The sequence below is a fragment of the Ancylobacter radicis genome (genome assembly GCF_018449475.1).
Taxonomy (GTDB): domain Bacteria; phylum Pseudomonadota; class Alphaproteobacteria; order Rhizobiales; family Xanthobacteraceae; genus Ancylobacter; species Ancylobacter radicis.
Genome location: NZ_JAHCQH010000014.1, coordinates 375,348 through 399,632, shown reverse-complemented (window position 1 = coordinate 399,632; position 24,285 = coordinate 375,348). Strand labels below are relative to the sequence as shown.

25 protein-coding genes, 1 tRNA gene, 1 pseudogene and 1 other annotated feature are annotated in these 24,285 nt (G+C 69.1%); of the genes and pseudogenes, 23 read left to right on the top strand and 4 right to left on the bottom strand.

Features of this window, described 5'->3' with window-relative positions:
- The first annotated feature begins 92 nt into the window (after positions 1–92).
- From KIP89_RS05125 to ldtR, 3 genes are all read left to right on the top strand, one after another.
- Positions 93–1,169, top strand: a complete 1,077-nt coding sequence (locus KIP89_RS05125; protein WP_213754317.1) for an enoyl-CoA hydratase/isomerase family protein — start codon at positions 93–95, stop codon at positions 1,167–1,169.
- Positions 1,170–1,194: 25 nt separating this feature from the next.
- Positions 1,195–1,626, top strand: coding sequence for a DUF6163 family protein (locus KIP89_RS05120; protein ID WP_213754316.1), 432 nt, complete (start codon positions 1,195–1,197; stop codon positions 1,624–1,626).
- Positions 1,627–1,871: 245 nt separating this feature from the next.
- Complete coding sequence (gene ldtR / locus KIP89_RS05115; protein ID WP_213754521.1) at positions 1,872–2,342, top strand: transcriptional regulator LdtR; 471 nt, start codon at positions 1,872–1,874, stop codon at positions 2,340–2,342.
- A gap of 18 nt (positions 2,343–2,360) precedes the next feature.
- Here ldtR and KIP89_RS05110 read toward each other — a convergent pair whose 3' ends face one another.
- The gene (locus KIP89_RS05110) at positions 2,361–3,389 is read right to left on the bottom strand and encodes a histone deacetylase family protein (RefSeq protein ID WP_213754520.1); all 1,029 of its coding nucleotides are present in this window, start codon (positions 3,387–3,389) and stop codon (positions 2,361–2,363) included.
- 255 nt (positions 3,390–3,644) lie between these two features.
- Here KIP89_RS05110 and glyA point away from each other — a divergent pair, with 255 nt between their 5' ends.
- The 9 genes from glyA (at position 3,645) to KIP89_RS05065 (ending at position 11,509) form a co-directional block, all read left to right on the top strand.
- The gene (gene glyA, locus KIP89_RS05105; RefSeq protein WP_213754315.1) at positions 3,645–4,952 is read left to right on the top strand and encodes a serine hydroxymethyltransferase; all 1,308 of its coding nucleotides are present in this window, start codon (positions 3,645–3,647) and stop codon (positions 4,950–4,952) included.
- Positions 4,953–4,961: 9 nt separating this feature from the next.
- Complete coding sequence (gene nrdR, locus KIP89_RS05100) at positions 4,962–5,486, top strand: transcriptional regulator NrdR (protein WP_213754314.1); 525 nt, start codon at positions 4,962–4,964, stop codon at positions 5,484–5,486.
- Between the two features lie 80 nt (positions 5,487–5,566).
- Entirely contained in the window at positions 5,567–6,649 is a 1,083-nt protein-coding gene (ribD, locus tag KIP89_RS05095) for a bifunctional diaminohydroxyphosphoribosylaminopyrimidine deaminase/5-amino-6-(5-phosphoribosylamino)uracil reductase RibD (RefSeq protein ID WP_213754313.1), read from the top strand.
- Position 6,650: 1 nt separating this feature from the next.
- A complete protein-coding gene (locus tag KIP89_RS05090) occupies positions 6,651–7,241 on the top strand; it encodes a riboflavin synthase (RefSeq protein ID WP_213754312.1) in 591 nt (196 codons plus the stop codon).
- Between the two features lie 45 nt (positions 7,242–7,286).
- Positions 7,287–7,784 (top strand): 6,7-dimethyl-8-ribityllumazine synthase, encoded by a 498-nt coding sequence (gene ribH / locus KIP89_RS05085; protein ID WP_213754311.1) that lies wholly within the window; start codon positions 7,287–7,289, stop codon positions 7,782–7,784.
- A gap of 6 nt (positions 7,785–7,790) precedes the next feature.
- Positions 7,791–8,291 (top strand): transcription antitermination factor NusB, encoded by a 501-nt coding sequence (nusB, locus tag KIP89_RS05080; protein WP_213754310.1) that lies wholly within the window; start codon positions 7,791–7,793, stop codon positions 8,289–8,291.
- 36 nt (positions 8,292–8,327) lie between these two features.
- Entirely contained in the window at positions 8,328–9,323 is a 996-nt protein-coding gene (gene thiL, locus KIP89_RS05075; protein ID WP_213754309.1) for a thiamine-phosphate kinase, read from the top strand.
- Positions 9,324–9,425: 102 nt separating this feature from the next.
- Entirely contained in the window at positions 9,426–10,190 is a 765-nt protein-coding gene (locus KIP89_RS05070) for an ABC transporter substrate-binding protein (RefSeq protein WP_213754308.1), read from the top strand.
- An 80-nt stretch (positions 10,191–10,270) separates the two neighbouring features.
- The gene (locus KIP89_RS05065; RefSeq protein WP_213754307.1) at positions 10,271–11,509 is read left to right on the top strand and encodes an NAD(P)/FAD-dependent oxidoreductase; all 1,239 of its coding nucleotides are present in this window, start codon (positions 10,271–10,273) and stop codon (positions 11,507–11,509) included.
- 41 nt (positions 11,510–11,550) lie between these two features.
- Here KIP89_RS05065 and KIP89_RS05060 read toward each other — a convergent pair whose 3' ends face one another.
- Positions 11,551–12,078 (bottom strand): outer membrane protein assembly factor BamE, encoded by a 528-nt coding sequence (locus KIP89_RS05060; protein ID WP_213754306.1) that lies wholly within the window; start codon positions 12,076–12,078, stop codon positions 11,551–11,553.
- A 184-nt stretch (positions 12,079–12,262) separates the two neighbouring features.
- On the opposite strand from KIP89_RS05060, the gene KIP89_RS05055 reads away from it, so the two are divergent.
- From KIP89_RS05055 to KIP89_RS20205, 6 genes and pseudogenes are all read left to right on the top strand, one after another.
- Positions 12,263–12,826: a ubiquinol-cytochrome C chaperone family protein gene (locus tag KIP89_RS05055; RefSeq protein ID WP_213754305.1), complete on the top strand. Its 564-nt coding sequence runs from the start codon at positions 12,263–12,265 to the stop codon at positions 12,824–12,826.
- Entirely contained in the window at positions 12,823–13,353 is a 531-nt protein-coding gene (locus KIP89_RS05050) for a YceD family protein (RefSeq protein ID WP_213754304.1), read from the top strand. The genes KIP89_RS05055 and KIP89_RS05050 overlap by 4 nt, the downstream gene beginning before the upstream one ends.
- A gap of 124 nt (positions 13,354–13,477) precedes the next feature.
- Positions 13,478–14,554: a phosphate acyltransferase PlsX gene (gene plsX, locus KIP89_RS05045; protein WP_213754303.1), complete on the top strand. Its 1,077-nt coding sequence runs from the start codon at positions 13,478–13,480 to the stop codon at positions 14,552–14,554.
- Entirely contained in the window at positions 14,551–15,522 is a 972-nt protein-coding gene (locus KIP89_RS05040; protein ID WP_213754302.1) for a beta-ketoacyl-ACP synthase III, read from the top strand. The genes plsX and KIP89_RS05040 overlap by 4 nt, the downstream gene beginning before the upstream one ends.
- Before the next feature lie 106 nt (positions 15,523–15,628).
- On the top strand, positions 15,629–15,934 hold the full coding sequence (locus KIP89_RS05035; protein WP_213754301.1) for an integration host factor subunit alpha: 306 nt from the start codon (positions 15,629–15,631) through the stop codon (positions 15,932–15,934).
- Positions 15,935–15,978: 44 nt separating this feature from the next.
- Positions 15,979–16,278, top strand: a pseudogene (locus KIP89_RS20205) (MerR family transcriptional regulator); the annotation flags it as partial.
- Between the two features lie 927 nt (positions 16,279–17,205).
- On the opposite strand, the gene KIP89_RS05025 reads toward KIP89_RS20205, so the two are convergent.
- The gene (locus KIP89_RS05025) at positions 17,206–17,559 is read right to left on the bottom strand and encodes a septal ring lytic transglycosylase RlpA family protein (protein ID WP_250152198.1); all 354 of its coding nucleotides are present in this window, start codon (positions 17,557–17,559) and stop codon (positions 17,206–17,208) included.
- A gap of 429 nt (positions 17,560–17,988) precedes the next feature.
- Between KIP89_RS05025 and amaB the strand changes: the two genes are divergently transcribed.
- Complete coding sequence (amaB, locus tag KIP89_RS05020; RefSeq protein WP_213754299.1) at positions 17,989–19,536, top strand: L-piperidine-6-carboxylate dehydrogenase; 1,548 nt, start codon at positions 17,989–17,991, stop codon at positions 19,534–19,536.
- On the opposite strand, the gene KIP89_RS05015 is transcribed toward amaB, so the two are convergent.
- Entirely contained in the window at positions 19,509–20,195 is a 687-nt protein-coding gene (locus KIP89_RS05015) for a nitroreductase family protein (RefSeq protein ID WP_250152197.1), read from the bottom strand. The two genes, amaB and KIP89_RS05015, sit on opposite strands and share 28 nt — an antisense overlap.
- 153 nt (positions 20,196–20,348) lie before the next feature.
- Here KIP89_RS05015 and KIP89_RS05010 point away from each other — a divergent pair, with 153 nt between their 5' ends.
- The 4 genes from KIP89_RS05010 to KIP89_RS04995 all read left to right on the top strand — a co-directional run bounded on the left by KIP89_RS05010 (position 20,349) and on the right by KIP89_RS04995 (position 24,266).
- Positions 20,349–20,879, top strand: a complete 531-nt coding sequence (locus KIP89_RS05010; protein ID WP_213754298.1) for a GNAT family acetyltransferase — start codon at positions 20,349–20,351, stop codon at positions 20,877–20,879.
- A gap of 22 nt (positions 20,880–20,901) precedes the next feature.
- A tRNA-Pro gene (locus tag KIP89_RS05005) sits at positions 20,902–20,979 on the top strand.
- Between the two features lie 115 nt (positions 20,980–21,094).
- Positions 21,095–21,150, top strand: a sequence feature (sul1 is cis-regulatory element that is thought to sense ions involved in sulfur or methionine metabolism; They are found in Alphaproteobacteria).
- A gap of 63 nt (positions 21,151–21,213) precedes the next feature.
- Positions 21,214–22,695, top strand: a complete 1,482-nt coding sequence (locus tag KIP89_RS05000; RefSeq protein WP_213754297.1) for a SulP family inorganic anion transporter — start codon at positions 21,214–21,216, stop codon at positions 22,693–22,695.
- A gap of 50 nt (positions 22,696–22,745) precedes the next feature.
- The gene (locus tag KIP89_RS04995; RefSeq protein WP_213754296.1) at positions 22,746–24,266 is read left to right on the top strand and encodes a tyrosine-protein kinase family protein; all 1,521 of its coding nucleotides are present in this window, start codon (positions 22,746–22,748) and stop codon (positions 24,264–24,266) included.
- The last annotated feature ends 19 nt before the right edge of the window (positions 24,267–24,285 follow it).

Here is a 24,285-nt window from a genome sequence, read left to right as displayed (position 1 = left end):
TGGTCCGGCTTTGCCCCTGCGCGCGGCTGGTTTATTTCCGGGTGACACGGCACGGCGACCACGGCACGGCGACGACGGAGAGGGCAGGCGGCATGAGCGCAGGCGGTACGGTTGACGAGATCGGGGTCCGATTCGAGGTGCGCGGCGTCGCCGGCATCATCACGCTGGACCGGCCGCGCGCGCTCAACGCCCTCGACCACGCCATGGTGCGGGCGATGCGCGGGCAGCTCGACGCCTGGGAGGGGGATCCCGCCGTCGAGCAGGTGATCCTGCGCTCGGCCCATGAGCGGGCCTTCTGCGTCGGCGGCGATGTGCGCTCCATGGTCGAGCTGGGCCGTGCCGGCAACACGGAGGCCGCGCGGGACTATTGGCGCGACGAATATGCGCTGGATTTCCGCATCGCCGGCTATCCCAAGCCGTTCCTCGCGCTGGTCGACGGGCTGTGCTTCGGCGGCGGCTTCGGCGTCTCCGGCCATGCCCGCTTCCGGGTGGCGGGGGAAAATCTCGGCTTCGCCATGCCGGAAGTGGCGATCGGCCTGTTTCCCGATGTCGGCGCGACCTATGTGCTGCCGCGCCTGCCCGGCTGGAGCGGCACCTGGCTCGCCATGACCGGGGCGCGGATCGGCCTGTCCGACGCGATGGCGCTTGGGCTCTACACCCATCACGTGCCAGTGGCGCGCTGGCCGGAGCTGATCGCGGCGCTGACGGAAGGCGAGCCGATGGAGCGCACGCTGGCGCGCTTTGCCGCCCATGCGCCGGCCGCCAGCCTGCGCGCGCTGTTTCCCGCCATCGACCGCATCTTCGCCGGCGGCTCGGTGGGTGCCATCCTGATCGCGCTCGATCAGGCGGCCAAGGGCAGCGGCGACGAGGCGGAATTCGCCCGGCTGCAAGCGGCGACCATCCGCCGGGCCTCGCCGACCAGCGTGCACATCGCCTTCCAGCAGATGCAGCGCGGCGCGGGAATCGATCTGGCCGGGGGCTTCGCCTATGAGTTCCGCATCGTCTCGCGGCTGCTCGACATGCCGGACTTCTATGAGGGCGTGCGGGCGGTGCTGATCGACAAGGATCAGGCGCCGCGCTGGAGCCCGGCCCGGCTGGACGAGGTCGACCCCGCCACCATCGCCGCGCTGTTCGACGAACCGCTTCCCGACGAATTGGTGCTGACCTGAGCCGAAATTCGGTTATGCAAGCCGTATGAGTTCTCCCTACGATCCGATCGACGCGTCGCGCGGCCCGGCCGGCGCGGAAATGCCGCTCTGGCAGAGCCGGGTGGTGCTGTATCTGCGCCTGCTCGCCGGCTTCCTGCTGGTGAAGACGGTCTATAGCTGGACGCTGATCTGCGGCGTGTGGGACGGCGAGACCAGCCGGTTCGAGATGCTCTCGCTGGCCGCGCAATCCGCCGTGATCTGGGCGGCGATCATGAACCCGGTGGCGGCGGTCGGCCTGTGGCTCGGCGCCTCCTGGGGCGTGGTGCTGTGGCTGGTGACGGCTTTGGTGCAGATTGCCATCAATGCCAACGCGCCCGAGGGCGTCGGCCGGCTGATGATCGTCGCCGGCATCGAGACGGTGCTGGTCGCGGTCTATGCCTTCCTCACCTACAAGGCGGCGCGCGAAAGCGAGCGTTAATGGCTGCCGGCAGACTTTAAGCCTTTGTCAGGCATATCGTTTCATCAATGATTCAGCCTGCCGCTTAAGCCGATCTTAGCCCCGCACTTCCCACACTCGCGCGGATCAGAGGGAGCAAATCCCCGGACGGCGACAGGGGTTTGGGCATGAAGAGAGCAGGGCAGGCCGCTCGGGTCGACAGTGCGGAAAATGCGCGCGCCAATGTCGTGCCGCTCGGCGCGCGGCGCGAGCCCGTCCGCGCCGAGATGCCGCGCGACGACATCACGCCGCTCTATCACGAGGCGCTGACGCTGGTGGAGCGGCTGCACCGCCGGCTGCTCGATGTGGTGAAGGACGAGTTCGACCGGCGCGGGCGCGAGGATGTTAACGCGGTGCAGGCGCTGCTGCTGTTCAACATCGGCAATGCCGAGCTGACCGCCAGCGAGCTGCGCACGCGCGGCTATTATCTCGGCGCCAACGTCTCCTATAATCTCAAGAAGCTGGTCGAGACCGGCTATCTCGACCACCAGCGTTCGCGCATCGACCGGCGCTCGGTGCGCATCCGCCTCACCGACAAGGGCGAGGAGGTGCGGACCATCGTCGGCGGGCTCTACGCCAAGCACATCGCCACGATCGAGCAGATCGGCGGCATCGGGCCGCAGGAGTTCCAGCAGCTCAACAAGGCGCTGGGGCGGCTGGAGCGGTTCTGGACCGACCAGATCCTCTACCGGCTCTGATCCGCCCCGTTTGCGAACTCATCGCTGGAGGAAGCCCTCAAGCGTGTTCGCCACATTGACGCCGATAGCCTCCACCGCATAGCCGCCCTCCTGCACGAACAGGGTCGGCAGGCCGAGCCGGGCGATGCGCCCGCCGATGGCGAGATAATCCGGGCTGTCGAGCCTGAACTGCGAGATCGGGTCGTCCTTGTAGGTGTCGACGCCGAGCGAGACCACCACCACATCCGGCGCATAGGCGGCGACACGATGGCAGGCATGGTCCAGCGCCTCGCCCCAGGCGTCGAAGCCGGTGCCCCAGCGCAGCGGGTAATTGCCGTTGAAGCCCTCGCCGTCGCCCGCCCCAATCTCGTCGGCATGGCCGAGGAAATAGGGATATTCCTGGCGGGGATCGCCATGGATGTTCAGCACCAGCACGTCGGCGCGGTCATAGAAGATGGTCTGCGTGCCATTGCCGTGGTGGTAGTCGACATCGAGGATGGCGACGCGGCCGGCCCCGGCATCGCGGAACGCCTGCGCCGCCACGGCGGCATTGTTGATGAAGCAGTAGCCGCCCATCGCATTGGCATGGGCGTGGTGGCCCGGCGGGCGGCACAGCGCGAAGGCGCTCGATTCGCCGGCCCGGATGAGATCGACGCCGGTCAGCGCCACATCGGCGGAGGCGCGGATCGCGTCCCAGGTGCCGGCAACGAAGCAGCAGCCGGCGTCGAAGGAGAAATGGCCGAGCTTGCCGTCCACCGTCTCCGGCTCGATGTAGCGCATCCCCGGCGCGCGCCAGAAGCTCGGCAGGATCGGCAGCGGGCGCTCATCGGCCAGCCACAGCTCGGTGAGCTGCGACAGGAAGTCCACATAGCGCGGATCATGCACGCGGCTGAGCGGGGCAAGGCCGTGCTCGGCGGGGGCGATGGTGGCGCCGAAGCCGCGCGCCTCGACCGCGGCGCGGATCATCTCGGCACGCTCGGGCTTCTCGAAGGCGGGGACGATCTGGCCGTTATAAAGCTCGACATGGCCGGAATGGCCGTGATGGCGGGGCGAATAGACGGTCTTCATCGCGGGGGCGCTCGGCTGGCTGAGGAAGGACACCACCCGTTCTAGGCAGGCGCGGCGATTCCGTCACGCGGTCGAATGCGCAGCCTCCGGCGCCTGCGACGCCCGCCATGTCGGTTTCACGCAAGGCGCCCATGCGGCAGCATGCTTTGAAAGGCCAGAGGGGCTGTGCTAAGCGACGCGCCTTGATTTCTCGGGTCCGGCACGAGGCCGAACCGGAGGCGTCGCCACCGCCCGCGCCAGGGAGGCCGGAAAAACATGTCGTCCGAAGCCCACGCTTCTTCCAACAGCACCATCAACCGATTCTTCTCCGCCCCGCTTGCCGAGACCGATCCCGAGCTCGCCGGTGCGATCACCGCCGAACTCGGTCGCCAGCGCGACGAGATCGAGCTGATCGCCTCGGAGAACATCGTCTCGCGCGCCGTGCTCGAGGCGCAGGGTTCGGTGCTCACCAACAAATACGCGGAAGGCTATCCGGGCCGGCGCTATTATGGCGGCTGCCAGTATGTCGACGTGGCCGAGCAGCTCGCCATCGACCGCGCCAAGAAGCTGTTCGGCGCTGGTTTCGCCAATGTGCAGCCCCATTCGGGCGCGCAGGCCAACACCGCCGTGTTCTTCGCGCTGATGCAGCCGGGCGATACCTTCCTCGGTCTCAACCTCGCCGCCGGCGGTCACCTGACCCATGGCGCGCCGGTGAGCCTGTCCGGCAAATGGTTCAAGCCGGTGCCCTACAGCGTGCGCCGCGACGACCAGCGCATCGACTACGAAGAAGTCGCCAAGCTCGCCGACGAGCACAAGCCGAAGGTGATCATCGCCGGCGGCTCGGCCTATCCGCGCCATATCGACTTCGCCAAGATGCGCGCCATCGCCGACTCGGTGGGCGCCTATCTCATGGTCGACATGGCCCATTTCGCCGGCCTCGTGGCGGGCGGCGTGCACCCGAACCCGGTGCCGCACGCCCATGTGGTGACCACCACCACCCACAAGACCCTGCGCGGCCCGCGCGGCGGCATGATCCTGACCAATGACGAGGATCTGGCGAAGAAGTTCAACTCCGCCATCTTCCCCGGTACCCAGGGCGGCCCGCTGATGCACGTCATCGCGGCGAAGGCGGTCGCCTTCGGCGAGGCGCTCCAGCCGGACTTCAAGATCTACGCGAAGAACGTGGTGGAAAACGCGAAGGCGCTTGCGGAAAACCTCAAGGGCCATGGCTTCGAGATCGTCTCCGGCGGCACCGACACGCATCTGATGCTGGTCGATCTGCGGCCGAAGAAGCTGACCGGCAAGGTCTCCGAGATCGCGCTCGGCCGGGCTCACATCACCACCAACAAGAACGGCATCCCGTTCGACCCCGAGAAGCCGATGGTCACCTCGGGCATCCGTCTGGGCACCCCGGCGGGCACCACCCGCGGCTTCGGCGTGGCCGAGTTCCAGCAGGTCGGCGACATGATCGCCGAGGTGCTGGACGTGCTCTCGCAGAAGGGCACGGATGAGGATAGCCTCGTGGAAGCGGCGGTGCGCGGCAAGGTCGCCGACCTGCTCGCCCGCTACCCGATCTACGGCTGAGGCACACCGATGCGCTGTCCTTACTGCGGAAGCCTCGACACACAGGTCAAGGATTCCCGTCCGACCGAGGACAGCGCCGCCATCCGCCGCCGCCGCATCTGCCCGGATTGCGGCGGCCGCTTCACCACTTTCGAGCGCGTGCAGCTGCGCGAGCTGACCGTGCTCAAGCGTTCGGGCCGGCGGGTTCCGTTCGACCGGGACAAGCTGGCCCGTTCCATCCAGGTGGCGCTGAGGAAGCGCCCGGTCGATCCCGAGCGGATCGAGCGCCTTGTCTCGGGCCTCGTGCGCCGGCTGGAGAGCATGGGCGAGAGCGAGATCACCTCGGAGATGATCGGCGAGCGGGTGATGGAGAGCCTCAAGCAGCTCGACGACATCGCCTATGTCCGCTTCGCCTCGGTCTACCGCAATTTCCGCGAGGCCAAGGATTTCGAGGCCGTGCTCGGCGAGCTGGAGCCGCGTATCGGCGATGCGCTGGTGGACGAGGAGGACGAGCTGTTGCCGGTCCGCCGGGCTCCCGACGAGGCGGGGAGTTGAGCGCGGTGCCCGCGTCCGCCTCCACGCGATCCATGTCCCCCGTGCCGATGATGAACACGCAGCCCCACGACGACGCCCTGATGGCGGCCGCGCTCAGCGTCGGCCGGCGTGAACTCGGGCGGACCTGGCCCAACCCCGCCGTCGGTGCGCTGGTGGTGCGGCAGACGCCGCAGGGTCCGCTCGTGCTCGGGCGGGGCTCGACCGCGCAAAGCGGGCGCCCCCATGCCGAGCCGCAGGCGCTGGCGCAGGCCGGCGACGCCGCGCGCGGAGCGACGCTCTATGTGACGCTGGAGCCCTGCTCGCATCACGGCCAGACGCCGCCCTGCGTGGACGCGGTGCGCGCCGCCGGCATTTCCCGCGTCGTCGCGGCCATGGAAGACCCCGATTTCCGCGTCGCCGGGCGCGGCTTCTCGATCCTGCGCGAGGCGGGGATCGAGGTGGTGATCGGCCCCGGCGCCGCCGAGGCGCGGCTGGTCCATGCCGGCCATATCCGCCGCGTCACCGAGGGGCGCCCGCACATCATGCTGAAAATGGCGGTCTCCGCCGATGGCAAGGTCGGGCTCGACGGGCGTCGTCCGGTTGCGATCACCGGCGCCGTGGCGCGCGGGCGGGTGCACATGCTGCGCGCGACCCATGACGCGGTGCTGACCGGCATCGGCACGGTGCTGGCCGACGATCCGCTGCTCACCTGCCGCCTGCCGGGCATGGACGGGCATTCGCCGGTGCGCGTGGTGCTGGACAGCGCGCTGCGCCTGCCGGCCACCAGCGCGCTCGCCCGCTCGATCGGCGCCGCCCCGCTCTGGGTGTTCGCCGCCGAGGACGCGCCGGCCGAGCGCGAGCATATGCTGGTGGCGCTGGGCGCCGAGGTGATGCGGGTGCGGCGCAAGGCCGATGGCGGGCTGGCGCTGGACGAGATCGTGAAGCTTCTCGCGCTGCGCGGCATCACCCGCCTGATGGTCGAGGCCGGCCCGCGCGTGGCCGCCGCCTTCCTCAAGGCCGGGCTGATCGACGAGGCGGATATCTTCGAGGCGCCGCTGCGTCTGGGCGCGTCGGCGATCGACGCGCTGGAGGGGCTGCCGCTGGGCGCGCTCGATACCTATCTGAGCGTGCAGGAAACCGAATGGCATGGCGAGGACCGCCTGCGCATCATGAGGCGTCGCTAGCATGTTCACCGGCATCATCACCGACATCGGCACCCTGCGCACGGTCGCCCCGCGCAACGACGTGCGGCGCCTGACCATCGCCACCGCCTATGACACGGCCGGCATTGATCTGGGCGCCTCGATCGCCTGCTCGGGCGTGTGCCTGACGGTCGTCGCGACCCAGCCCGACGCCTTCGAGGTGGAAGCCGCCCCCGAGACGCTGGCGGTGACGACCGCCGCCGCGTGGCAGGAGGGCCGCACGCTCAATCTCGAACGCGCGCTGAAGATCGGCGACGAGCTGGGCGGGCATATCGTGCAGGGTCATGTCGACGGCGTCGCGCTGGTGGTGGAGCGCGAGGACCTTGGCGAGACCACGCGCTTCACCTTCGAGGCGCCGGAGGCATTGGCACCCTTCATCGCCATCAAGGGTTCGATCGCGCTCGACGGTACCTCGCTGACGGTCAACGAGGTCGAGGGCAACCGCTTCACCTGCCTGCTCATTCCGCACACGCTGGCCCACACCACATGGGGCGCCGTGAAGGCGGGCGATCATGTCAATATCGAGATCGACATGATGGCCCGCTACGCTGCGCGGCTTGCGGAGTTCCGCTGACGCCTGTAGGTGGTCGGCCCAATCAGTTTCACGAGGTTTCCTGCCATGGCGAGCCCCCGCCCGCCGCGCGCGTCCGCGGCACCCGTTCTCCCGCTCGACGGGGCGCGCGTGCTGATCGTCGAGGCGCGCTTCTATGACGACATCGCCGACGAGCTTCTGGCCGGCGCGCAAGGTGCCGTGGCCGCCGCCGGCGCCAGCGCCGATGTGCTGACCGTGCCCGGCGCGCTGGAGATTCCCGCGACCCTCGCCATCGCGCTCGACGCGGCGGCGGCGGCCGGCCGGCCTTATGACGCGGCGGTCGCGCTGGGCTGCGTGGTGCGCGGCGAGACCTATCATTTCGAGATTGTCGCCGGGGAATCCTCCCGCGCGCTGATGGACCTGTCGGTCGCCCGCAAGCTGGCGCTCGGCAACGGCATCCTCACCGTCGAGACTGACGAGCAGGCCTGGGTGCGCGCGCGCATCACGGAGGGCAACAAGGGCGCCGGCGCGGTCGAGGCGGCATTTGCCGTGCTGCGCCATCAGCGCCAGATGGCGGGGGCCTGAGCCGGCATGACGACCCCTTCCAAACCGACCACCCCTGCCAAACCGGTGAACCACAAGCCGCTGCGCAAGAGCGCGGCCCGCCTCAACGCGGTGCAGGCGCTCTACCAGATGGATGTCGCGGCGACCCCGCTCGCCGAAATCCTCGCCCAGTTCGAAAGCCACTGGATCGGCCAGGAGATCGAGGGCGACGAGATCGCCGCCGCCGACGTGACCCTGTTCCGCGACATTGTCGGCGGGGTGGTGCGCGAGCAGCGGGTGATCGACCCGATCCTCGACGCGGCGCTGGTGCGCGGCTGGCCGCTGAAGCGGATCGAGACCGTGCTGCGCGCCGTGCTGCGTGCCGGCGCCTATGAGCTGACCGCCCGGCCGGACATCCCGGCCCGCGTCGTGGTCGCCGAATATGTGAACGTCGCCGCCGCTTTCCTTGACCGTGAGGAAACCGGAATGGTCAATGCGGTGTTGGACGGTATAGCCCGCGAGCAGCGTCCCGGCGATTTTGCCGGGTGAGGCGCATCGTTTGAGGCGGGTCCGATGAGGTAGAAGATGGCCGCGGGCGGTTCCGGTGAAGACAGGTTGATCGCCCGGCTGTTCGAGCCCATCGCCCGCCATCCCGGCGCGCTCGGCCTGAAGGACGACGCGGCCTTTCTCCAGCTGCCCGCCGGCCACCATCTGGTGCTGACCAAGGACGCGCTGGTCGCCGGCGTGCATTTCTTTCCCGACGACCCGCCGGCCTCCATCGCCCGCAAGGCGATGCGGGTGAACCTGTCCGATCTCGCCGCCAAGGGCGCCGAGCCGCTCGGCGTGATGCTGGCCTTCGCCATTCCGCCGGACATGGATGATGCCGCGCTCGCCGAATTCGCCCGCGGCATCGGCGAGGACTGCCTGCTGTTCGGTGCGCCGCTGCTCGGCGGCGACACGGTGCGCACGCCCGGCCCCTTCACCGTCTCCATCACCGCGCTCGGCTCGGTGCCGATCGGCCGCATGGTGCGGCGGACCACGGCGCGGCCGGGGCAGGCCATCGTGGTGACCGGCACCATTGGCGACGGCGCGCTCGGCCTCGCGCTGCGGCTCGATCCCGACCGGCCGGGCTTTGCCGCGCTGGACGCCGCGGGCCGGGCCTATCTCGCCGATCGCTATCTGCACCCGCGCCCGCGCGTCGGGCTGGCGAGCACGGTGCGTGCCCATGCCCGCGCGGCGATGGACGTGTCCGACGGTCTGGTCGGCGATCTCGAAAAAATGCTCGCGGCCTCCGGGGTCGGCGGGGAAATCGACGCCGGCAAGGTGCCGCTGAGCCCCGCCGCCCGCGCCGCCATACAGGCCGAGCCGGCGCTGCTCGCCACCGCGCTGACCGGGGGCGACGATTACGAGATCCTCGCCACGATGGGGGAGGGCGATGTCGACGCCTTCGAGGCCGCCGCCATCGCCGCCGGCATCGGCGCGAGCGTGATCGGGCGCACGGCGGTCGGCGCGGGGCTGGTGGTGCGCGGTGCCGACGGCGCGGCGCTCCGCTTCGCCTCCACCAGCTTCAGCCATTTCTGAGAGCGGGCGGTTTAGCCAAAGCGCCGATTGCCTGCGCTGGCGCGCCGGCCTAGCCTCTCGCTCAGGGCGCCGCCGAACGGCGCCGGGATCGGGAACAGCCACATGAAAATCGCCAGAATTCTGCTCGCCGCCGCCGCGCTCGCCGTCGGTGCCGGCGCGGCCCATGCCGAGATCAAGACGGTGCGAATCGGCACCGAGGGTGCTTACCCGCCCTTCAACTCGGTGGATTCGACCGGCAAGCTGGTCGGCTTCGACATCGACATCGCCAATGCGCTCTGCGCCAAGATGAAGGTCGAATGCACCTTCGTGGCGCAGGACTGGGACGGCATCATCCCCGCTCTGCTGGCCAAGAAGTACGACGCCATCGTCGCCTCCATGTCGATCACCGACGAGCGCAAGGAAAAGGTCGCCTTCACCGAGCCCTATTACCTGACTCCCGGCAGCTTCATGGCGCCGAAGGACACCAAGATCACCGAGATAACCCCGGCCGCGCTCAAGGGTCTGGTGATCGGCGCGCAGTCCTCGACCACCGGCGCGACCTATCTCGAAGACAAGTACAAGGGTTCCGAGATCAAGCTCTACCCGACGCAGGACGAGGCCAATGCCGACCTCGCCTCGGGCCGGCTCGACGCCATTCTGGCTGACAAGTTCGTGCTCTATGAATGGCTGGAGAAGACCGACGCCGGCAAGTGCTGCAAGTTCGTCGGGCCGGACCTCAAGGACGTGAACCCGCAGGGCACCGGCATCGCCGTGCGCAAGGAAGACAACGAGCTGCGCGAGATGCTGAACAAGGCGATCAAGGAGATCGTCGCCGACGGCACCTACCAGAAGATCAACGCCAAGTACTTCCCGTTCCCGATCAACTGAGACTGCCGGTCACTTGATCTGCGGCGCGGCGGGGGAACCCTCCGCGCCGCCTTCCTTTCTCCCTCCCGGATGCGCTCCCGATGAAAACCGATGTGATCGTTCTCGGGGCCGGCATTGTCGGCACCTCGATCGCCCATAACCTCGCCGAACGCGGACGCGCCGTCGCGCTGGTCGACCGGCGCGGGCCGGGGGAGGAGACCTCCTATGGCAATGCCGGACTGGTCGAGCGCGCCTCGATCTACCCGGTCGCCTTTCCGCGCGACCTCTCCGCGCTGATCGAGGTGGCGCGCGGGCGCAACCCGGCGGCCAATTACCACTGGGACGCGCTGCCGGGGCTGATTCCGTGGATGTATGCCTATTGGCGGGCCTCGGCGCCGGCCCGCATCCTCGACTATGCCCGTACCATGTCGACGCTGCTCACCTTCAGCCTCGCCGAGCATGAGCGGATGGCGGCGCTGGCCGGCGCGGCGCATTATTTCCGGGATGGCGGCTGGCTGAAGCTCTACCGCACCGAGGCCGGCATCGCGCAGGAGCGCCGGGAATTCCCGCTCGCCCACCAGTATGGCCTCTCCGCCCGCGAGATCGGGCTCGACGAGGCGATGGCGCTGGAACCCGCGCTGCGCCCGATCTTCTCGCACGCCGTGCTGTGGTCCGACCCGCATTCGGTATCCAGCCCCGGCGGGGTGACGCAGGCCTATGCCGCCAATCTCAAAGTGCTGGGCGGGCAGGTGCGGCGCGGCGATGCCCGCACGCTGACACGGCTCGGCAGCGGCTGGTGGGTGATGACCGATGACGGACCGGTCGAGGCGCCCGAGGTGGTCGTCGCGCTCGGCCCCTGGGCGCGCGACATTCTGGCGTCGTTCGGCGTGAAGGTGCCGCTGGCGGTGAAGCGCGGCTACCACATGCATTACCGCACCGAGGGCAATGCCGGCCTGTCGCGGCCGGTGCTGGACGAGGAGGGCGGCTATGTCATCACGCCGATGGAGGGCGGCATCCGCCTGACCACGGGCGTGGAATTCGCCCGCCGCGACGCGCCGAAGACGCCGGTGCAGCTGGAAAAAACCGAGCCGCTGGCGCGCGGGCTGTTCCCGCTCGGCGCGCGGGCCGAGGCCGAGCCGTGGATGGGCTGCCGCCCGGCCTTCCCGGACATGCTGCCGGCGATCGGGCCGATTGCCGGGCGCCGGGGCATGTGGGTGGCGATCGGCCACCAGCATCTCGGCTTCACGCTGGGGCCGGTGACGGGGCGGTTGATCGCGGAGATGATGTCCGGGGAGCCGACCTGCGTCGATCCGGCGCCGTTCGCGCCGGATCGGTTCTGAGCGGGCGTGCGGGGGGCTGCCGCTTGGGGACCCCGGCGCCTTTAGAGCGTCGGGCCGAAATTGGTGGCGTTGAAGAACTGGCCGAGGATCGACATCTCGTTGCCGGCGGTCGGGGTGGAGCGGCTGATGAAGTCGAACACCTTGCCGTCCTTGAGGCCGTAATCGGCGATGCGGGTGACGCGCTTGTCCTTGGGGTCGAAATAGACCGCGAGCACGCGCTGCTCGATGATCTCCGGCCGCAGGAACATGACCTTCTTGGCCTTCTGCGAGATGTAGTAGAACACCTCGCCATCCACGGTCGCGACCGTCGAGGGGGTGCCGAGCACGAGCAGCACCTGCTCCTGGCTGGAACCGACGGGGACCTGCTCCAGCGCGCCGGGATTGGGCACATAGCCGCGCTGCTGCTCGCTGACGAACGGGGTCGGCGTGCGCGGCAGGCCGGCCGTGGAGGCCGGCATGGACAGGTCGCCGCTCGCGCATCCGCCGAGCCCGAGCGCCGCCAGGGCGGCGAGAAGAGGGCCGTGCCGGCGGGCCGAAAAAGCCGGAGGCGAAACGCGCGTCAATGCCATCAACTCAACTCCATCAGCCGCGGGGCCGCAGATCCGTTCGCGCACAAAGCACAGGCAGCCGCCGCGAGGCAACCATCTGGCGCACCCCGCAGGGCTTGCCAGCGCCATCCCTGCGCGCTACCCCGCATCTCAACCAGCCACCACGCGCCGCCCGGAGCGGGGCGCCGACGAGACGGAGCCGGCCATGATTCTGCGCTTCTTCCGCCGGAACGACGGACGCGAGACCATTCAGCGGCTCTATGGCGCGATCGTGGCGCAGTCGCGTGATACGGTGTTCTATACCGAATATGGCGTGCCGGACACCATCGCCGGGCGTTTCGAGATGATCCTGCTGCACGCCTTCCTGCTGTTCCACCGGCTGAAGGGCGAGAGCGAGGAGCGCCGCGAGCTTGGCCAGCGCGTGTTCGATGCCTTCTGCGTCGACATGGACGCGAACCTGCGCGAGATGGGGGTCGGTGACCTCACCGTGCCGAAAAAGATGAAAAAGGTCGCCGAGGCCTTTTATGGCCGTGTTGCCGCCTATGATGGCGCGCTCGATGCCGCCGAGCCCGGCGCGCTTCATGAAGCCGTGCTGCGCAATGTCTATGATTCGGACGAGGCCTTCACCGCCCAGGCGGCCGGGCTCGCCGCCTTTATCCGCCGCGCCGTGGCCGCGCTGGCGGGCGTGCCTTTCGACACCTTCGCCGCCGGGGAGTTTCCCATCCCGCCGGCGCGCGACCCGCACTCCAAGGAGCTTGTGACCCCATGACCGACAAGCTGCCGCTCAGCCACCCGGTGCTCGTGGCGAGCCTTCCCGATACGGGAACGACCGTGAAGCTGAAGCCCGATGCCGCGACGCTGGCGGCTCTCGCCGTCCAGTTCGGCATCCCCGGCATTCCCAAGATGACCGCGCAGGTCAAGCTCGTGCCCGCCAGCAAGGGCCGGGTGCAGGTGAGCGGCCTTGTCGAGGCCGTCGTCACCCAGACCTGCGTGGTGTCGCTGGAGGATTTCGATACGGAGATTTCCGAGGAGATCGACGTCACCTTCGCCCCGCCCGAGCAATTGCCCGAAATCCGCCCCGGCGCCGAGCTGGACGTGACCGAGCTGGACCTGCCCGATCCGCTGATCGACGGCACGGTCGATGCCGGCGCGGTGGCGGCGGAATTCCTCGCTCTGGGGCTCGATCCCTATCCGCGCAAGCCCGGCGTCGCCTTCAAGGGCGTGGTGGAAATGACCGACAAGGAGAGTTCCCCCTTCGCCGGCCTGGCCAAGCTGCGCAGCGACGATGACAAATAGCGCGCGGCATTTTCCGCCGAGAGGCCACGACGCTATTGTCATGGCCGCTCATCTGGGGCATCCCCTGTGCGCCTTCGCGGTTCCCTCCGGGCCGCTTCCCCGACCAGAGAGACCGCACAATTAGATGTCGTCGACCGTCCGCATAGCCCTCGACGTCATGGGCGGCGATCATGGTCCGGACGTCGTCCTGCCCGGCGCCGAGATCGCCCTGACCCGTCATCCCGACATCAGCTTCCTGCTGTTTGGCGATGAAGGGCGTATCCGCGAATTGCTGGCGCGGCTGCCGCGCCTTGCGGCGGCCAGCCGGGTGATCCCGACCCACGTCGTGGTGCGGATGGACGACAAGCCGAGCCAGGCGCTGCGGCAGGGCCGCAAGGTTTCCTCGATGTGGCGCGCGATCGACGCGGTGCGCGTCGGCGAGGCCGATTGCGCCGTCTCGGCCGGCAATACCGGCGCGCTGATGGCCATGGCCAAGGTGAATCTCAAGACCATGGCGGGAATCTCCCGCCCGGCCATCGCCTGCCTGTGGCCGACCGCCAAGGGCGAAAGCGTGGTGCTCGATGTCGGCGCCTCGATCGGGGCGACGGCGCAGCACCTTGTCGACATGGCGGTGATGGGCGCGGCGATGGCCCGCATCGTGTTCGACATCGAACGCCCCACTGTCGGCCTGCTGAATATCGGCGTCGAGGAGATCAAGGGCGTCGAGGAAGTGAAGGACGCCGCCGCGGCGCTGCGCGAGGCGGACCATGCCGGTCTGGCCTATCACGGCTTCGTCGAGGGCGACGATATCGGCAAGGGCACGGTCGACGTGGTGGTGACGGAAGGCTTTTCCGGCAACATCGCGCTCAAGACCGCCGAAGGCACCGCCAAGCAGGTGGCCGACTATCTGCGGGCGGCGATCAATCGCAGCCTGATGGCGAAGATCGGCTATCTGCTGGCGCGCGGGGCCTTCAACGCCCTGCGCGAAAAGCTCGATCCGCGCAAATCCAACGGCGGGGTGTTCCTCGGCCTCAACGGGGTCGTCATCAAGAGCCATGGCGGAACCGACGCGGAGGGTTTCGCCTCCGCCGTCGATATCGGCTACGACATGGTCCGCTATCAGCTCCTCTCCCGCATCGAGGCGGGCATGAACGATCGTCCCCGCGTCGGCGTTGCCGGCGGGGAGGCGCCCCTTCAGGACGACATGCAGGTTTCATCGTGAGTGCTATCCGTTCCGTGGTGCGCGGCGTCGGCGCCTATCTGCCCAGCCGCACACTGACCAATGCCGACCTCGCGCTGATGGTCGACACCTCGGACGAGTGGATCGTCCAGCGTACCGGCATCAGCGAGCGGCACATCGCCGCCGATGGGGAGCTGACCTCCGACCTCGCTCTGCACGCCGCCCGCGCGGCGCTGGCGGACGCCGGGCTCGACGCGCAGGATATCGACCTGATCGTGCTGGCCACCTCGACCCCGGACAACACCTTCCCGGCGACGGCGGTGAGCGTGCAGGCCGGGCTCGGCATCACCCATGGCGCGGCGTTCGATCTTCAGGCGGTGTGCTCCGGCTTCGTCTTCGCGCTGGCCACCGCCGACAATTTCCTGAAGTCGGGTGCCTATAAGCGCGCGCTGGTGATTGGCGCCGAGACCTTCTCGCGCATCCTCGACTGGTCGGACCGCACTACCTGCGTGCTGTTCGGCGACGGCGCCGGCGCGCTGGTGCTGGAAGCCGTCAGCGAGGGCGAGGAGGGGCGCGGGGTGCTCACCACCCATCTGCGCTCGGACGGCCGGCACAAGAACAAGCTCTATGTCGATGGCGGCGTCTCTTCCACCAAGACGGTCGGCTATCTGCGCATGGAAGGCCGCGAGGTGTTCCGCCACGCGGTCGGCATGATCACCGACGTGATCGAGGACGCCTTCAAGGCGACCGGCGAGAGCGCCGCCAGCATCGACTGGTTCGTGCCGCATCAGGCGAACCGCCGTATCATCGACGCGAGCGCGGTGAAACTCGGCATCGCGCCGGAAAAAGTGGTGATCACCGTCGACCATCATGGCAATACCTCGGCCGCCTCGATTCCGCTGGCGCTGGCTGCCGCTTATGCGGATGGCCGCATCAAAAAGGGCGATCTGGTGCTGCTGGAAGCGATGGGTGGCGGCTTCACCTGGGGCTCGGCGCTGGTCCGCTGGTAGAACAGCGGTAGTGGAGTGCCAGATTGCGCGGAACCGTTGACCGTCAAGGGTCTCGCCGCCTAGGCTGGTAATGGTTGATGATATGGGCGACGAGAGGAAGCGGGCCATGGCGGGGCGAACCATTACGCGCGCGGATCTGTGCGAGGCTGTGTACCAGCGCGTCGGACTGTCGCGGACCGAATCGGCGGCGCTGGTCGAGACCGTGCTGACCGAAATCGCCGACTGCGTCGCGCGCGGCGAGACGGTGAAGCTCTCCTCCTTCGGCTCCTTCGTGGTGCGTCAGAAGGGCGAGCGCGTCGGTCGCAACCCGAAGACCGGCGAGGAAGTGCCGATCGCCCCCCGCCGGGTGATGGTGTTCAAGCCGTCGAACATTCTGAAGCAGCAGATCAACGCTGACGCACCCGAATCGTGAGTTCCCGCCGGGAGCTTTCGACGCAGGAGAAGGAGCCGGTGAGCGTGGAGAAGGGGCCCGACGCCTTTCGCACGATCAGCGAGGTCGCGGATGATCTCGACCTGCCCCAGCATGTGCTGCGCTTCTGGGAAACGCGCTTTCCGCAGATCCGCCCGCTCAAGCGCGGCGGCGGGCGGCGCTATTACCGGCCGGATGATGTCGAGCTGCTGCGCGGCATCCGGCACCTGCTCTATTCCGAGGGCTACACCATTCGCGGCGTGCAGCGCATCCTCAAGGAAGAGGGCCCGCGCTATGTGCAGGCGATCTGGCGCGATGCCGAGGCCGATGCGCTGGCGGTCGCCGAGCTTGAGGAGATGGAGCGCCACGCGCCGTCCCGCGAGCCGGTCGATGCCGGCCATCCCGGACGCGGCCGCGAGGTCGAGGGCGGCCGCGGCGGGCCGCTGAGCGGGCTTCTGAACCTTCTGCCCTCGCGCCAGCGCGACGCAGCGCCCCGCGAGCCGGTGATGCGCGAGCCCGCCTATCGCGAACCGGTGGCGCGCGGCGTTCCGCCGGAGGAGGCCCCAGCGCCCCGGCGCGGCGCGCGTCGCCGGCCCGAGAGCGAGCCCGATTTCCTCGAATTGCCGCTGCTGCCGGACCTCGCGCCGCAGAGCCGCCCGCCGCGCGGCGAGGCGCCCGCTCGCGAGCCGGAACTGCCGCCGGTGGAACCGCGCCGCGCCGAGCCGGTGCTGCGTCCGATCGAGCCGCGCGTTGCCGAGCCGCGCATGGCCGAGCCGCGCATGGCCGAGCCGCGTCCGCAGGAGCCGCGTCTGCACGAAGCCCGTCCAGCGGAACTGCGGGCCGGCGAGGGACGGGCGAGCTTCCCGTTCCGCGCCGTGGCCCCGGAGCCCGAGCCGGACGAGATCGACCCCTTCGCGCCGCTGCCTGAGCCGGCCCGCCCGGCGCATATCCTCGCCCGGCAGAATGCCCGCCCGATGCCGGTGGCGACCCCGGTGCGGCCCGTCGAGGAACTCCCGGTGCGGGCGCCGGAGCGTGTTCCCGAGCGCGCTATCGAGCGTGCCGCCGAGCCGTCGCCCCAGCTCTCGCGGGACGACGTGCAGCGCCTTCAGGCGGCGCTCTATGAATTGCAGGAATGCCGCCGCCTGCTGGACGCGGCACGGGGCTGAATTGCCGCCACGCGAGCGGGCCGCCGCCCGGATCGCGTGGACCCGGGCGCGGAGCGTGTTCAATGTCGGTGATCGTCTAGAAACGGTCAGGCAGGGCTAGGCCCGGCCTCAGTCGACGACCGCGATCTGCACCTTGGCGACACCGCGCTTGCGGAATCCCAGATCGTCGGCGGCAGCGGTCGACACGTCGATGATGCGGCCGCGAATGAAGGGCCCGCGATCATTGATGCGAAGGACCACGGTGCGGCCATTCGCGGTGTTGGTGACACGCACCTTGGTGCCGAAGGGCAGGGTGCGGTGGGCCGCCGTCATGGCCGCGGCGTTGTGCCGTTCGCCATTGGCCGTGCGGCCGCCATAGCCATAATAGGAGGCCATCCCAGTCGTCTGAATCGTCTTGTTGGTTTCAGCTAGCGCAGGTTTGCCGCTGGCGGTGCAGATGATCCCCAAAGCGCATGCCGCCATGGCAACCCGTCCCATTCCCCAAGCCGTCAATACCTCGTTCCTTCTCCAGTTGCATCCGATGCAACCAAATGGAAAGGAAATGTGGCGAGGTGATCACGATTTCATGGCTGGAAACGGGCAACGAAAGTCTGATGCTGGTATAAAGCACAACAAATCCCGTATGCTCAGAATGGATCAGTCTCTTCTCATCTGCAAGCACAATGGAACGATATTTTCTTGCATCCCCCGCTTATACGCAAAGGCAGACAAGATAATGCCAGCGCAGCGCCGGCATCGCTGGGGCAGGGCGCAGAGCGGCCCGGCGAAAACTGAGCCGGCACAGCGTCGGCTTCTCTCGGCGGAAAGCCGCAATGGATTTGATCCGTGCCGGGATGCTATTCAGCCGGGATGCGGATCATCCGGCGCAGGCCGGCAAAGGAGTTGAGTGTCATGGCGAACAGGAGCGCAGAGGGCGACGCCCACAGGCCGGTGGCGCAGGAGGTCGCGGAACTGATGCGCGCCCTCGGCGTACCGGATGCGAGCTGGCGCGGCGGGGCGCGGCAGAGCCGCTCGCCCATCACCGGCGAGACCGTCGCCCATGTGGCCGAGGCGAGCGCGGCCCATGTCGCGGATGCGGTGACGCGCTCGGTCGACGCCTTCGAGGCCTGGCGCACCGTGCCGGCCCCGCGCCGCGGCGAACTGGTGCGCCTGCTCGGCGAGGAACTGCGCGCCCACAAGGCCGAGCTTGGCCGGCTGGTGACGCTGGAAGCCGGCAAGGTCCTCTCCGAGGGCCTCGGAGAGGTGCAGGAGATGATCGACATCTGCGATTTCGCGGTCGGCCTCTCCCGCCAGCTCTACGGCCTCACCATCGCCTCGGAGCGGCCCGGCCATCGCATGATGGAAACTTGGCACCCGGTCGGCCCGGTGGCGATCATCACCGCCTTCAACTTCCCGGTCGCCGTCTGGTCGTGGAACGCGGCGCTGGCGCTGGTGTGCGGCAACAGCCTGCTGTGGAAGCCCTCGGAGAAGACCCCGCTCACCGCGCTCGCCGTGCAGGCGCTGTTCGAGCGCGCCGCGGCCGTTTTCGGCACCGCGCCCAAGGGGCTCTCCCAGCTCCTGATTGGCGGGGCCGATGTCGGCGCGGCGCTGACCGACGATCCGCGCGTGCCGGTCGTCTCGGCCACCGGCTCCACCCGCATGGGCCGCATCGTCGGCGAGCGCGTGGCACGGCGCTTCGGCCGCTCCATCCTCGAACTCGGCGGCAACAACGCCGCCATCGTCTGCCCCTCGGCCGATCTCGATCTCGCGCTGCGCGGCATCGCCTTTGCCGCCATGGGCACGGCGGGCCAGCGTTGCACCTCGCTGCGCCGGCTGATCGTGCATGAGAGCGTCTATGACACGCTCGTGCCGCGCCTCGCCAAGGCCTACGCCTCGGTGAGCATCGGCGATCCCCGCGCGGCGGCGACGCTGATCGGCCCGCTGATCGACAAGGACGGCTTCGACAACATGCAGAAGGCGCTGGAGGCCGCCCGCGCGGCCGGGGCGCGGGTGCATGGCGGCGAGCGCGTGGATGTCGCGGGCGCGGCGGACGCCTATTATGTCCGCCCGGCGCTGGTGGAGATCGACGAGCAGGTCGAGATCGTCCGCCACGAGACCTTCGCGCCGATTCTCTATGTGCTGCGCTGCTCGGGCCTGCCGGAAGCCATCAAGCTGCAGAACGGCGTGCCGCAGGGCCTGTCCTCCTCGATCTTCACCAATGACATGCGCGAGGCGGAGACCTTCATGTCGGCGGAAGGCTCGGATTGCGGCATCGCAAATGTGAATATCGGTCCCTCCGGCGCCGAGATCGGCGGCGCTTTCGGCGGCGAGAAGGAGACCGGCGGCGGGCGCGAGGCGGGCTCGGATGCGTGGAAGGCCTATATGCGGCGGGCCACCAACACCATCAACTATTCGCGCCAGTTGCCGCTCGCTCAGGGCGTGTCGTTCGACATCGACTGATCGGGCGCCCACACGCTCACCACCTCGTCGAGGACCGGTCGCGGCCGGTCCTCGGCCTTGGCCACCGGGCGACCAATATGGATGAAGCCGGCGATGCGCTCGTCGGCCTTGGCTCCCAACAGCGCCGCCGCCTGCGGGTCGCGGCCCGGCCATTTCAGCAGCCATTGCGTGGCGAAGCCCAGCGCGCGCGCCGCCAGAGTGAGCGCCATGCCGGCGGCGCCGACGGAGAGCACCTGATTCCATTCCGGCACTTTGGCGGCGGGGTCGGGACGGGCGACCAGCACCACCGTCACCGGCGCGCGCGCCAGATACAGCGTCCACATATCCGCCTTGGAGGGCGGCAACTCCGGGTTCTGCGCGGCATAGAGCGCATCGAGCCGCGCGCCGAGCTGTTGGCGGGCCTCTCCGGCGATCACGATGAAGCGCCACGGCACCAGTCGTCCGTGATCCGGCACGCGGGCGGCGAGGCGCAGCATCCGCGCAAGCTCCTGCGGCGTCGGGCCGGGCTCGACCAGACCGCGCAGCGGCGCCGAGCGTCGCGCCTCCATCAGCGCCAGCGCCGCCTCGCAGGGCGGGATCATCACCGGCGGGGTGGTGCTCGGGCCGGGCGGTGGCCCGGCATGATGGGGAGCGGGGTGATGGGAAGCGGGCTGATTCATCGCGGTCTCCGGGAGCGGCCAGTATAGCGCCGGCCGATGCGAAGCGGCGAGGCCGCGCGGGGTAGGGCGCGTGCCGGCCATTCCCTGCCGTTCCTGCCCTTGCCGGCGAGGAGGGGCGACCTAGTTACCGTCGGTCTTCACCGGGGTACCCCCATGAGCTTCGTCATCCGCCTTGTCTTCGCCCTCGCCGCCTGCGCCATCATGGTGGTGGCGGCAGCCCTGCTGGTCTACGCGCCCTATACGGCGCTAGCCGGCGCCTTGTCCGGCGGGGGTGTCTCGCCCGACGCGCTGCTGGGCGCGGTGGGCTATCTCATCGTCGCCATCGCCCTGTTCGACGTGGCGAAGTATTTCTTCGAGGAGGAAGTGCCGGCCGGGCGCGAGCGGCGCACGGCGGCCGATGCGCGGCGGGGGCTGACCAAATTCGTCTCCACCATCATCATCGCGCTGTTCCTGGAGGCCCTGGTGCTGGTGTTCGAGACCGCGCGCGAGGACCCCTCCCATGTGGTCTATCCCGCGCTGCTGGTAGCTGCCGCCTGCGCGACGCTTCTCTCGCTCGGTCTGTTCCAGCGGCTGAGCGCCGCGACCGAGGAATCGGTGGGCCCGGAGCCCGACACGACCGACCCGGAAGAAAGCAGCGGGGATGGCGACAAGCGCCGGCTTGCGTCGCGCGGCGCAAATGGCTAGACAGACCTCGCCTCGCGGCAGTCGGAGCGTAGCGCAGTCCGGTTAGCGCACTAGTCTGGGGGACTAGGGGTCGTGGGTTCGAATCCCGCCGCTCCGACCATTAGCCCAAATACAGGGCCGCGAGGCATAGCCCACCCTGCCGAACCGGCCGGCGCCTCCGCGCTGCGTGTTCATGTTGCGCCGCAGCGCGTATCGCGTTAGGTGAGGGTCATTCATCAGGACCCGGTGAAACTCCGGGTGGCTCTTCCGGCCGCCGATCCGCCGGATCACGCACAGTCAGCGCCCGTCTTGCCCGCTTTCCGGCGGACGCCCGCTCTTTGCGAAGATTTCTCACATGACATTGACCTCACGCTATTTCCGCGACTGGACCTCCAATATCCGCGCCGACATTCTTGCCGGCATCGTCGTCGCCCTCGCCCTCATTCCGGAAGCGATCGGCTTCTCGGTGATTGCCGGCGTCGATCCGAAAGTGGGGCTGTTCGCCTCCTTCGCCATCGCCTGCGTCTCCGCCATTGTCGGCGGACGGCCGGGCATGATCTCGGCGGCGACCGCGGCGACCGCCGTGGTGATGGTCTCCCTCGTGCGCGACCACGGACTTCAATACCTGTTCGCCGCGACCATTCTGATGGGCCTTATCCAGCTTGTGGCCGGCGCGCTGAAGGTCGGGCGGCTGATGCGCTTCGTCTCGCGCTCGGTCATCACCGGCTTCGTCAACGCGCTGGCCATCCTCATCTTCATGGCGCAGTTGCCCGAGTTGATCGGGGTGCCGCTGGAGACCTACCCGATGATCGCGGTGGGCCTCGCCATCATCTATCTGTTCCCGCGCCTCACCAAGGCGGTGCCCTCGCCGCTGGTCGCCATCGCAGCGCTCACGCTGTTTGCCTGGTGGAGCGGGGTGGACCTGCGCACGGTCGGCGATCTCGGCGAACTGCCCTCCAGCCTGCCAATGTTCACCCTGCCGGATGTTCCGCTTAACCTGGAGACGCTGCAGATCATCCTGCCCTATTCGCTGACGCTGGCAGCGGTTGGCCTGCTCGAATCGCTGCTCACCGCGCAGATCGTCGACGACATGACCGACACGCTGAGCAATAAGAGCCAGGAATGCGTCGGGCAGGGCGCCAGCAACATCGCCTCGGCGCTGATCGGCGGCATGGGCGGCTGCGCGATGATCGGCCAGTCGGTCATCAACGTCACCTCCGGCGGGCGCGGGCGGCTGTCCACCTTCGTCGCCGGTGCCTTCCTGCTGTTCCTTATCCTCGTGCTGGACGACATCGTGCGCATCATCCCGATGGCGGCGCTGGTGGCGGTGATGATCATGGTCTCGATCGGCACCTTCTCCTGGCGCTCGATTCTGGAGCTGCGCAGCAATCCGCGCTCCTCCTCCATCGTCATGCTGGCCACCGTCATCACGGTGGTGGCAACGCATGACCTCGCCATCGGCGTGCTGGTCGGGGTGCTGCTGTCGGGCGTGTTCTTCGCCGGCAAGGTCTCGCAGCTCGTCAGCGTCGGCGAGATCATCGACGAGGCGGCGGGGCGCATCACCTTCGTGGTCGAGGGGCAGATCTTCTTCGCCTCCTCCGAGGTGTTCCTCGCCGGCTTCGATTTCGACAACCCGGCGCGCGAGGTGGTGATCGACCTCACCCACGCGCATTTCTGGGACATCACCTCGATCGGCGCGCTCGACAAGGCGGTGCTGAAATTCCGCAAGGCGGGCGCCAGCGTCGAGGTGATCGGCCTCAACGAAGCGAGCGCGACGCTGGTCGACCGCTTCGCCATCCACGACAAACCGGACGCGCCCGCCGCCGCGCTACATTAAAGCGCGGTACCCGCCGGAGCGCGCCGCGCTTTAACACGGTGGAAACCACAATGGCGCCTAATGGGCCCATGGTGGATGAGCCCGACATTGCGCGTGAGATGGCCCCGGCCGAAGGGGCGGAGAGCGCAGCCATGCCCGGCGCGGCCCCGATCGCCACGGCTGAAGCGGCGCCGGGCCGGCACCGGCTGCGCAGGAGCTGGCATCTCTATCGCCGCCATCTTCTCGTTCCCAGCCTGCTGGCCGTTCTGGCCGGCAGTCTCGTCGGCCTCGCCGTCGAGCCGCGCTATGCGGCTGAGGCCCGCCTGCTGCCGGAAGCGCGCGGTATGGCGGCCGCCGCGACGCGGGCACAGATCATTTCCTCGCGCGAATTCGCCCGGCAGGTGCTGGACGACAGCCGGCTGGCCGAGCGGCTCGCGGGCCGCAGCCTGACACTTACCGACCGGTTGAACGCGCTGCTCGGCGCGCCTGCGACGGCCTCGACCGGCGATCTGGCGGCCTTGCGGGCCGTCGAGGGCGGGCTGAGCGTGAGCGACCGGGCGGACGGGCAGACGACGATCCGCTTCGTCGCCCCCCATCCCGCGCTCGCCGCGGAAGTCGCCAATGCCTTCGCCGATGGCTATCTGCGCCTGCGCCAGGCGCGGGGCGCCTTCAACATGGAATCAGGCGGCCCCATCGCCATGCCCGCCCGGCTCGCGGTTCGGGCGCAGGCGCCTGCCGAGGCGCTCGCGCCCGCGCCGGCCCTTGCGGCGGGCGGCGCCGCGCTCGGCGTTTTCGGCTTTGCCTTCGGTCTGCAGATGTTTCGCCGCCGCCGCCGGAGCAACCCGCCCGCGCCGCCGGCTACAGTGCCTCAGCTTCCCGAGCTGGCCCGCGAAGGCGCGGCCCAGCATCTGCCGTGGATCGGCGGCGAGAGCGTGGATTATGCGGAGGAGGGCGATCTCCTGCCCCGCCGCCATCTTTCGCGCGAGGGGGAACTCGCGGACCTGTCGCGCATGGTCGAACTGCGCGGCGATGCCGCCCGGCTGGTGGTGGTGACGGGCCCCTCGACGGATGAGGGAATCGCCCGCTGCGCGCTGGCGCTCGCCCGCTCGCTGGCCGCGCCGGAACGGCGCACCGTGATCGTCTGCCTCGACGTGATGGCGCCGGCGCTGGCGGAGCTGACCGCCGATCCGCGCGCCCCCGGCCTCACCGACCTGCTGTTTGGCGTCGCCAGCTTCTCCGACGCGATCCACCGCGAGGCGGCCTCGCGGTGCCATGTCATTCCGCCCGGACGCGGCGCCTGCGAGGCGAGCGGGCTGGTGGGCGCGGACCGGCTGACGCTGATCCTGCGCGCGCTGATGCAGACCTATGACCATGTGGTGGTCGCCGCCCCGCCGCTCGGCACGGCGGAAGGGGCCGAGCGTATCGCCGCGCTGAAGCCGACGCTGATTCTCGTCACCCAACCGGGCGGCCCGGCGACCGACGCGGTTCACGCCTTCGACCACCTCGCCGCGCAGGGTTTCGGCGACATCGCCATGGTGACCTTCACCGAGATGCCGGCTCCCACCCCCGCGCCGCTGCCGCAGGCCGCCTGAGCGCCGGTCTCACGCTGTT

Excerpts from the sequence above, each read along its gene's own strand:
- KIP89_RS05125 (WP_213754317.1), top strand. The coding sequence starts at position 93 with ATGAGCGCAGGCGGTACGGTTGACGAGATCGGGGTCCGATTCGAGGTG.
- KIP89_RS05120 (WP_213754316.1), top strand. The coding sequence starts at position 1,195 with ATGAGTTCTCCCTACGATCCGATCGACGCGTCGCGCGGCCCGGCCGGC.
- ldtR (WP_213754521.1), top strand. The coding sequence starts at position 1,872 with ATGCCGCGCGACGACATCACGCCGCTCTATCACGAGGCGCTGACGCTG.
- KIP89_RS05110 (WP_213754520.1), bottom strand. The coding sequence starts at position 3,389 with ATGAAGACCGTCTATTCGCCCCGCCATCACGGCCATTCCGGCCATGTC.
- glyA (WP_213754315.1), top strand. The coding sequence starts at position 3,645 with ATGTCGTCCGAAGCCCACGCTTCTTCCAACAGCACCATCAACCGATTC.
- nrdR (WP_213754314.1), top strand. The coding sequence starts at position 4,962 with ATGCGCTGTCCTTACTGCGGAAGCCTCGACACACAGGTCAAGGATTCC.
- ribD (WP_213754313.1), top strand. The coding sequence starts at position 5,567 with ATGGCGGCCGCGCTCAGCGTCGGCCGGCGTGAACTCGGGCGGACCTGG.
- KIP89_RS05090 (WP_213754312.1), top strand. The coding sequence starts at position 6,651 with ATGTTCACCGGCATCATCACCGACATCGGCACCCTGCGCACGGTCGCC.
- ribH (WP_213754311.1), top strand. The coding sequence starts at position 7,287 with ATGGCGAGCCCCCGCCCGCCGCGCGCGTCCGCGGCACCCGTTCTCCCG.
- nusB (WP_213754310.1), top strand. The coding sequence starts at position 7,791 with ATGACGACCCCTTCCAAACCGACCACCCCTGCCAAACCGGTGAACCAC.
- thiL (WP_213754309.1), top strand. The coding sequence starts at position 8,328 with ATGGCCGCGGGCGGTTCCGGTGAAGACAGGTTGATCGCCCGGCTGTTC.
- KIP89_RS05070 (WP_213754308.1), top strand. The coding sequence starts at position 9,426 with ATGAAAATCGCCAGAATTCTGCTCGCCGCCGCCGCGCTCGCCGTCGGT.
- KIP89_RS05065 (WP_213754307.1), top strand. The coding sequence starts at position 10,271 with ATGAAAACCGATGTGATCGTTCTCGGGGCCGGCATTGTCGGCACCTCG.
- KIP89_RS05060 (WP_213754306.1), bottom strand. The coding sequence starts at position 12,078 with ATGGCATTGACGCGCGTTTCGCCTCCGGCTTTTTCGGCCCGCCGGCAC.
- KIP89_RS05055 (WP_213754305.1), top strand. The coding sequence starts at position 12,263 with ATGATTCTGCGCTTCTTCCGCCGGAACGACGGACGCGAGACCATTCAG.
- KIP89_RS05050 (WP_213754304.1), top strand. The coding sequence starts at position 12,823 with ATGACCGACAAGCTGCCGCTCAGCCACCCGGTGCTCGTGGCGAGCCTT.
- plsX (WP_213754303.1), top strand. The coding sequence starts at position 13,478 with ATGTCGTCGACCGTCCGCATAGCCCTCGACGTCATGGGCGGCGATCAT.
- KIP89_RS05035 (WP_213754301.1), top strand. The coding sequence starts at position 15,629 with ATGGCGGGGCGAACCATTACGCGCGCGGATCTGTGCGAGGCTGTGTAC.
- KIP89_RS05025 (WP_250152198.1), bottom strand. The coding sequence starts at position 17,559 with ATGGCGGCATGCGCTTTGGGGATCATCTGCACCGCCAGCGGCAAACCT.
- amaB (WP_213754299.1), top strand. The coding sequence starts at position 17,989 with ATGGCGAACAGGAGCGCAGAGGGCGACGCCCACAGGCCGGTGGCGCAG.
- KIP89_RS05015 (WP_250152197.1), bottom strand. The coding sequence starts at position 20,195 with ATGAATCAGCCCGCTTCCCATCACCCCGCTCCCCATCATGCCGGGCCA.
- KIP89_RS05010 (WP_213754298.1), top strand. The coding sequence starts at position 20,349 with ATGAGCTTCGTCATCCGCCTTGTCTTCGCCCTCGCCGCCTGCGCCATC.
- KIP89_RS05000 (WP_213754297.1), top strand. The coding sequence starts at position 21,214 with ATGACATTGACCTCACGCTATTTCCGCGACTGGACCTCCAATATCCGC.
- KIP89_RS04995 (WP_213754296.1), top strand. The coding sequence starts at position 22,746 with ATGGCGCCTAATGGGCCCATGGTGGATGAGCCCGACATTGCGCGTGAG.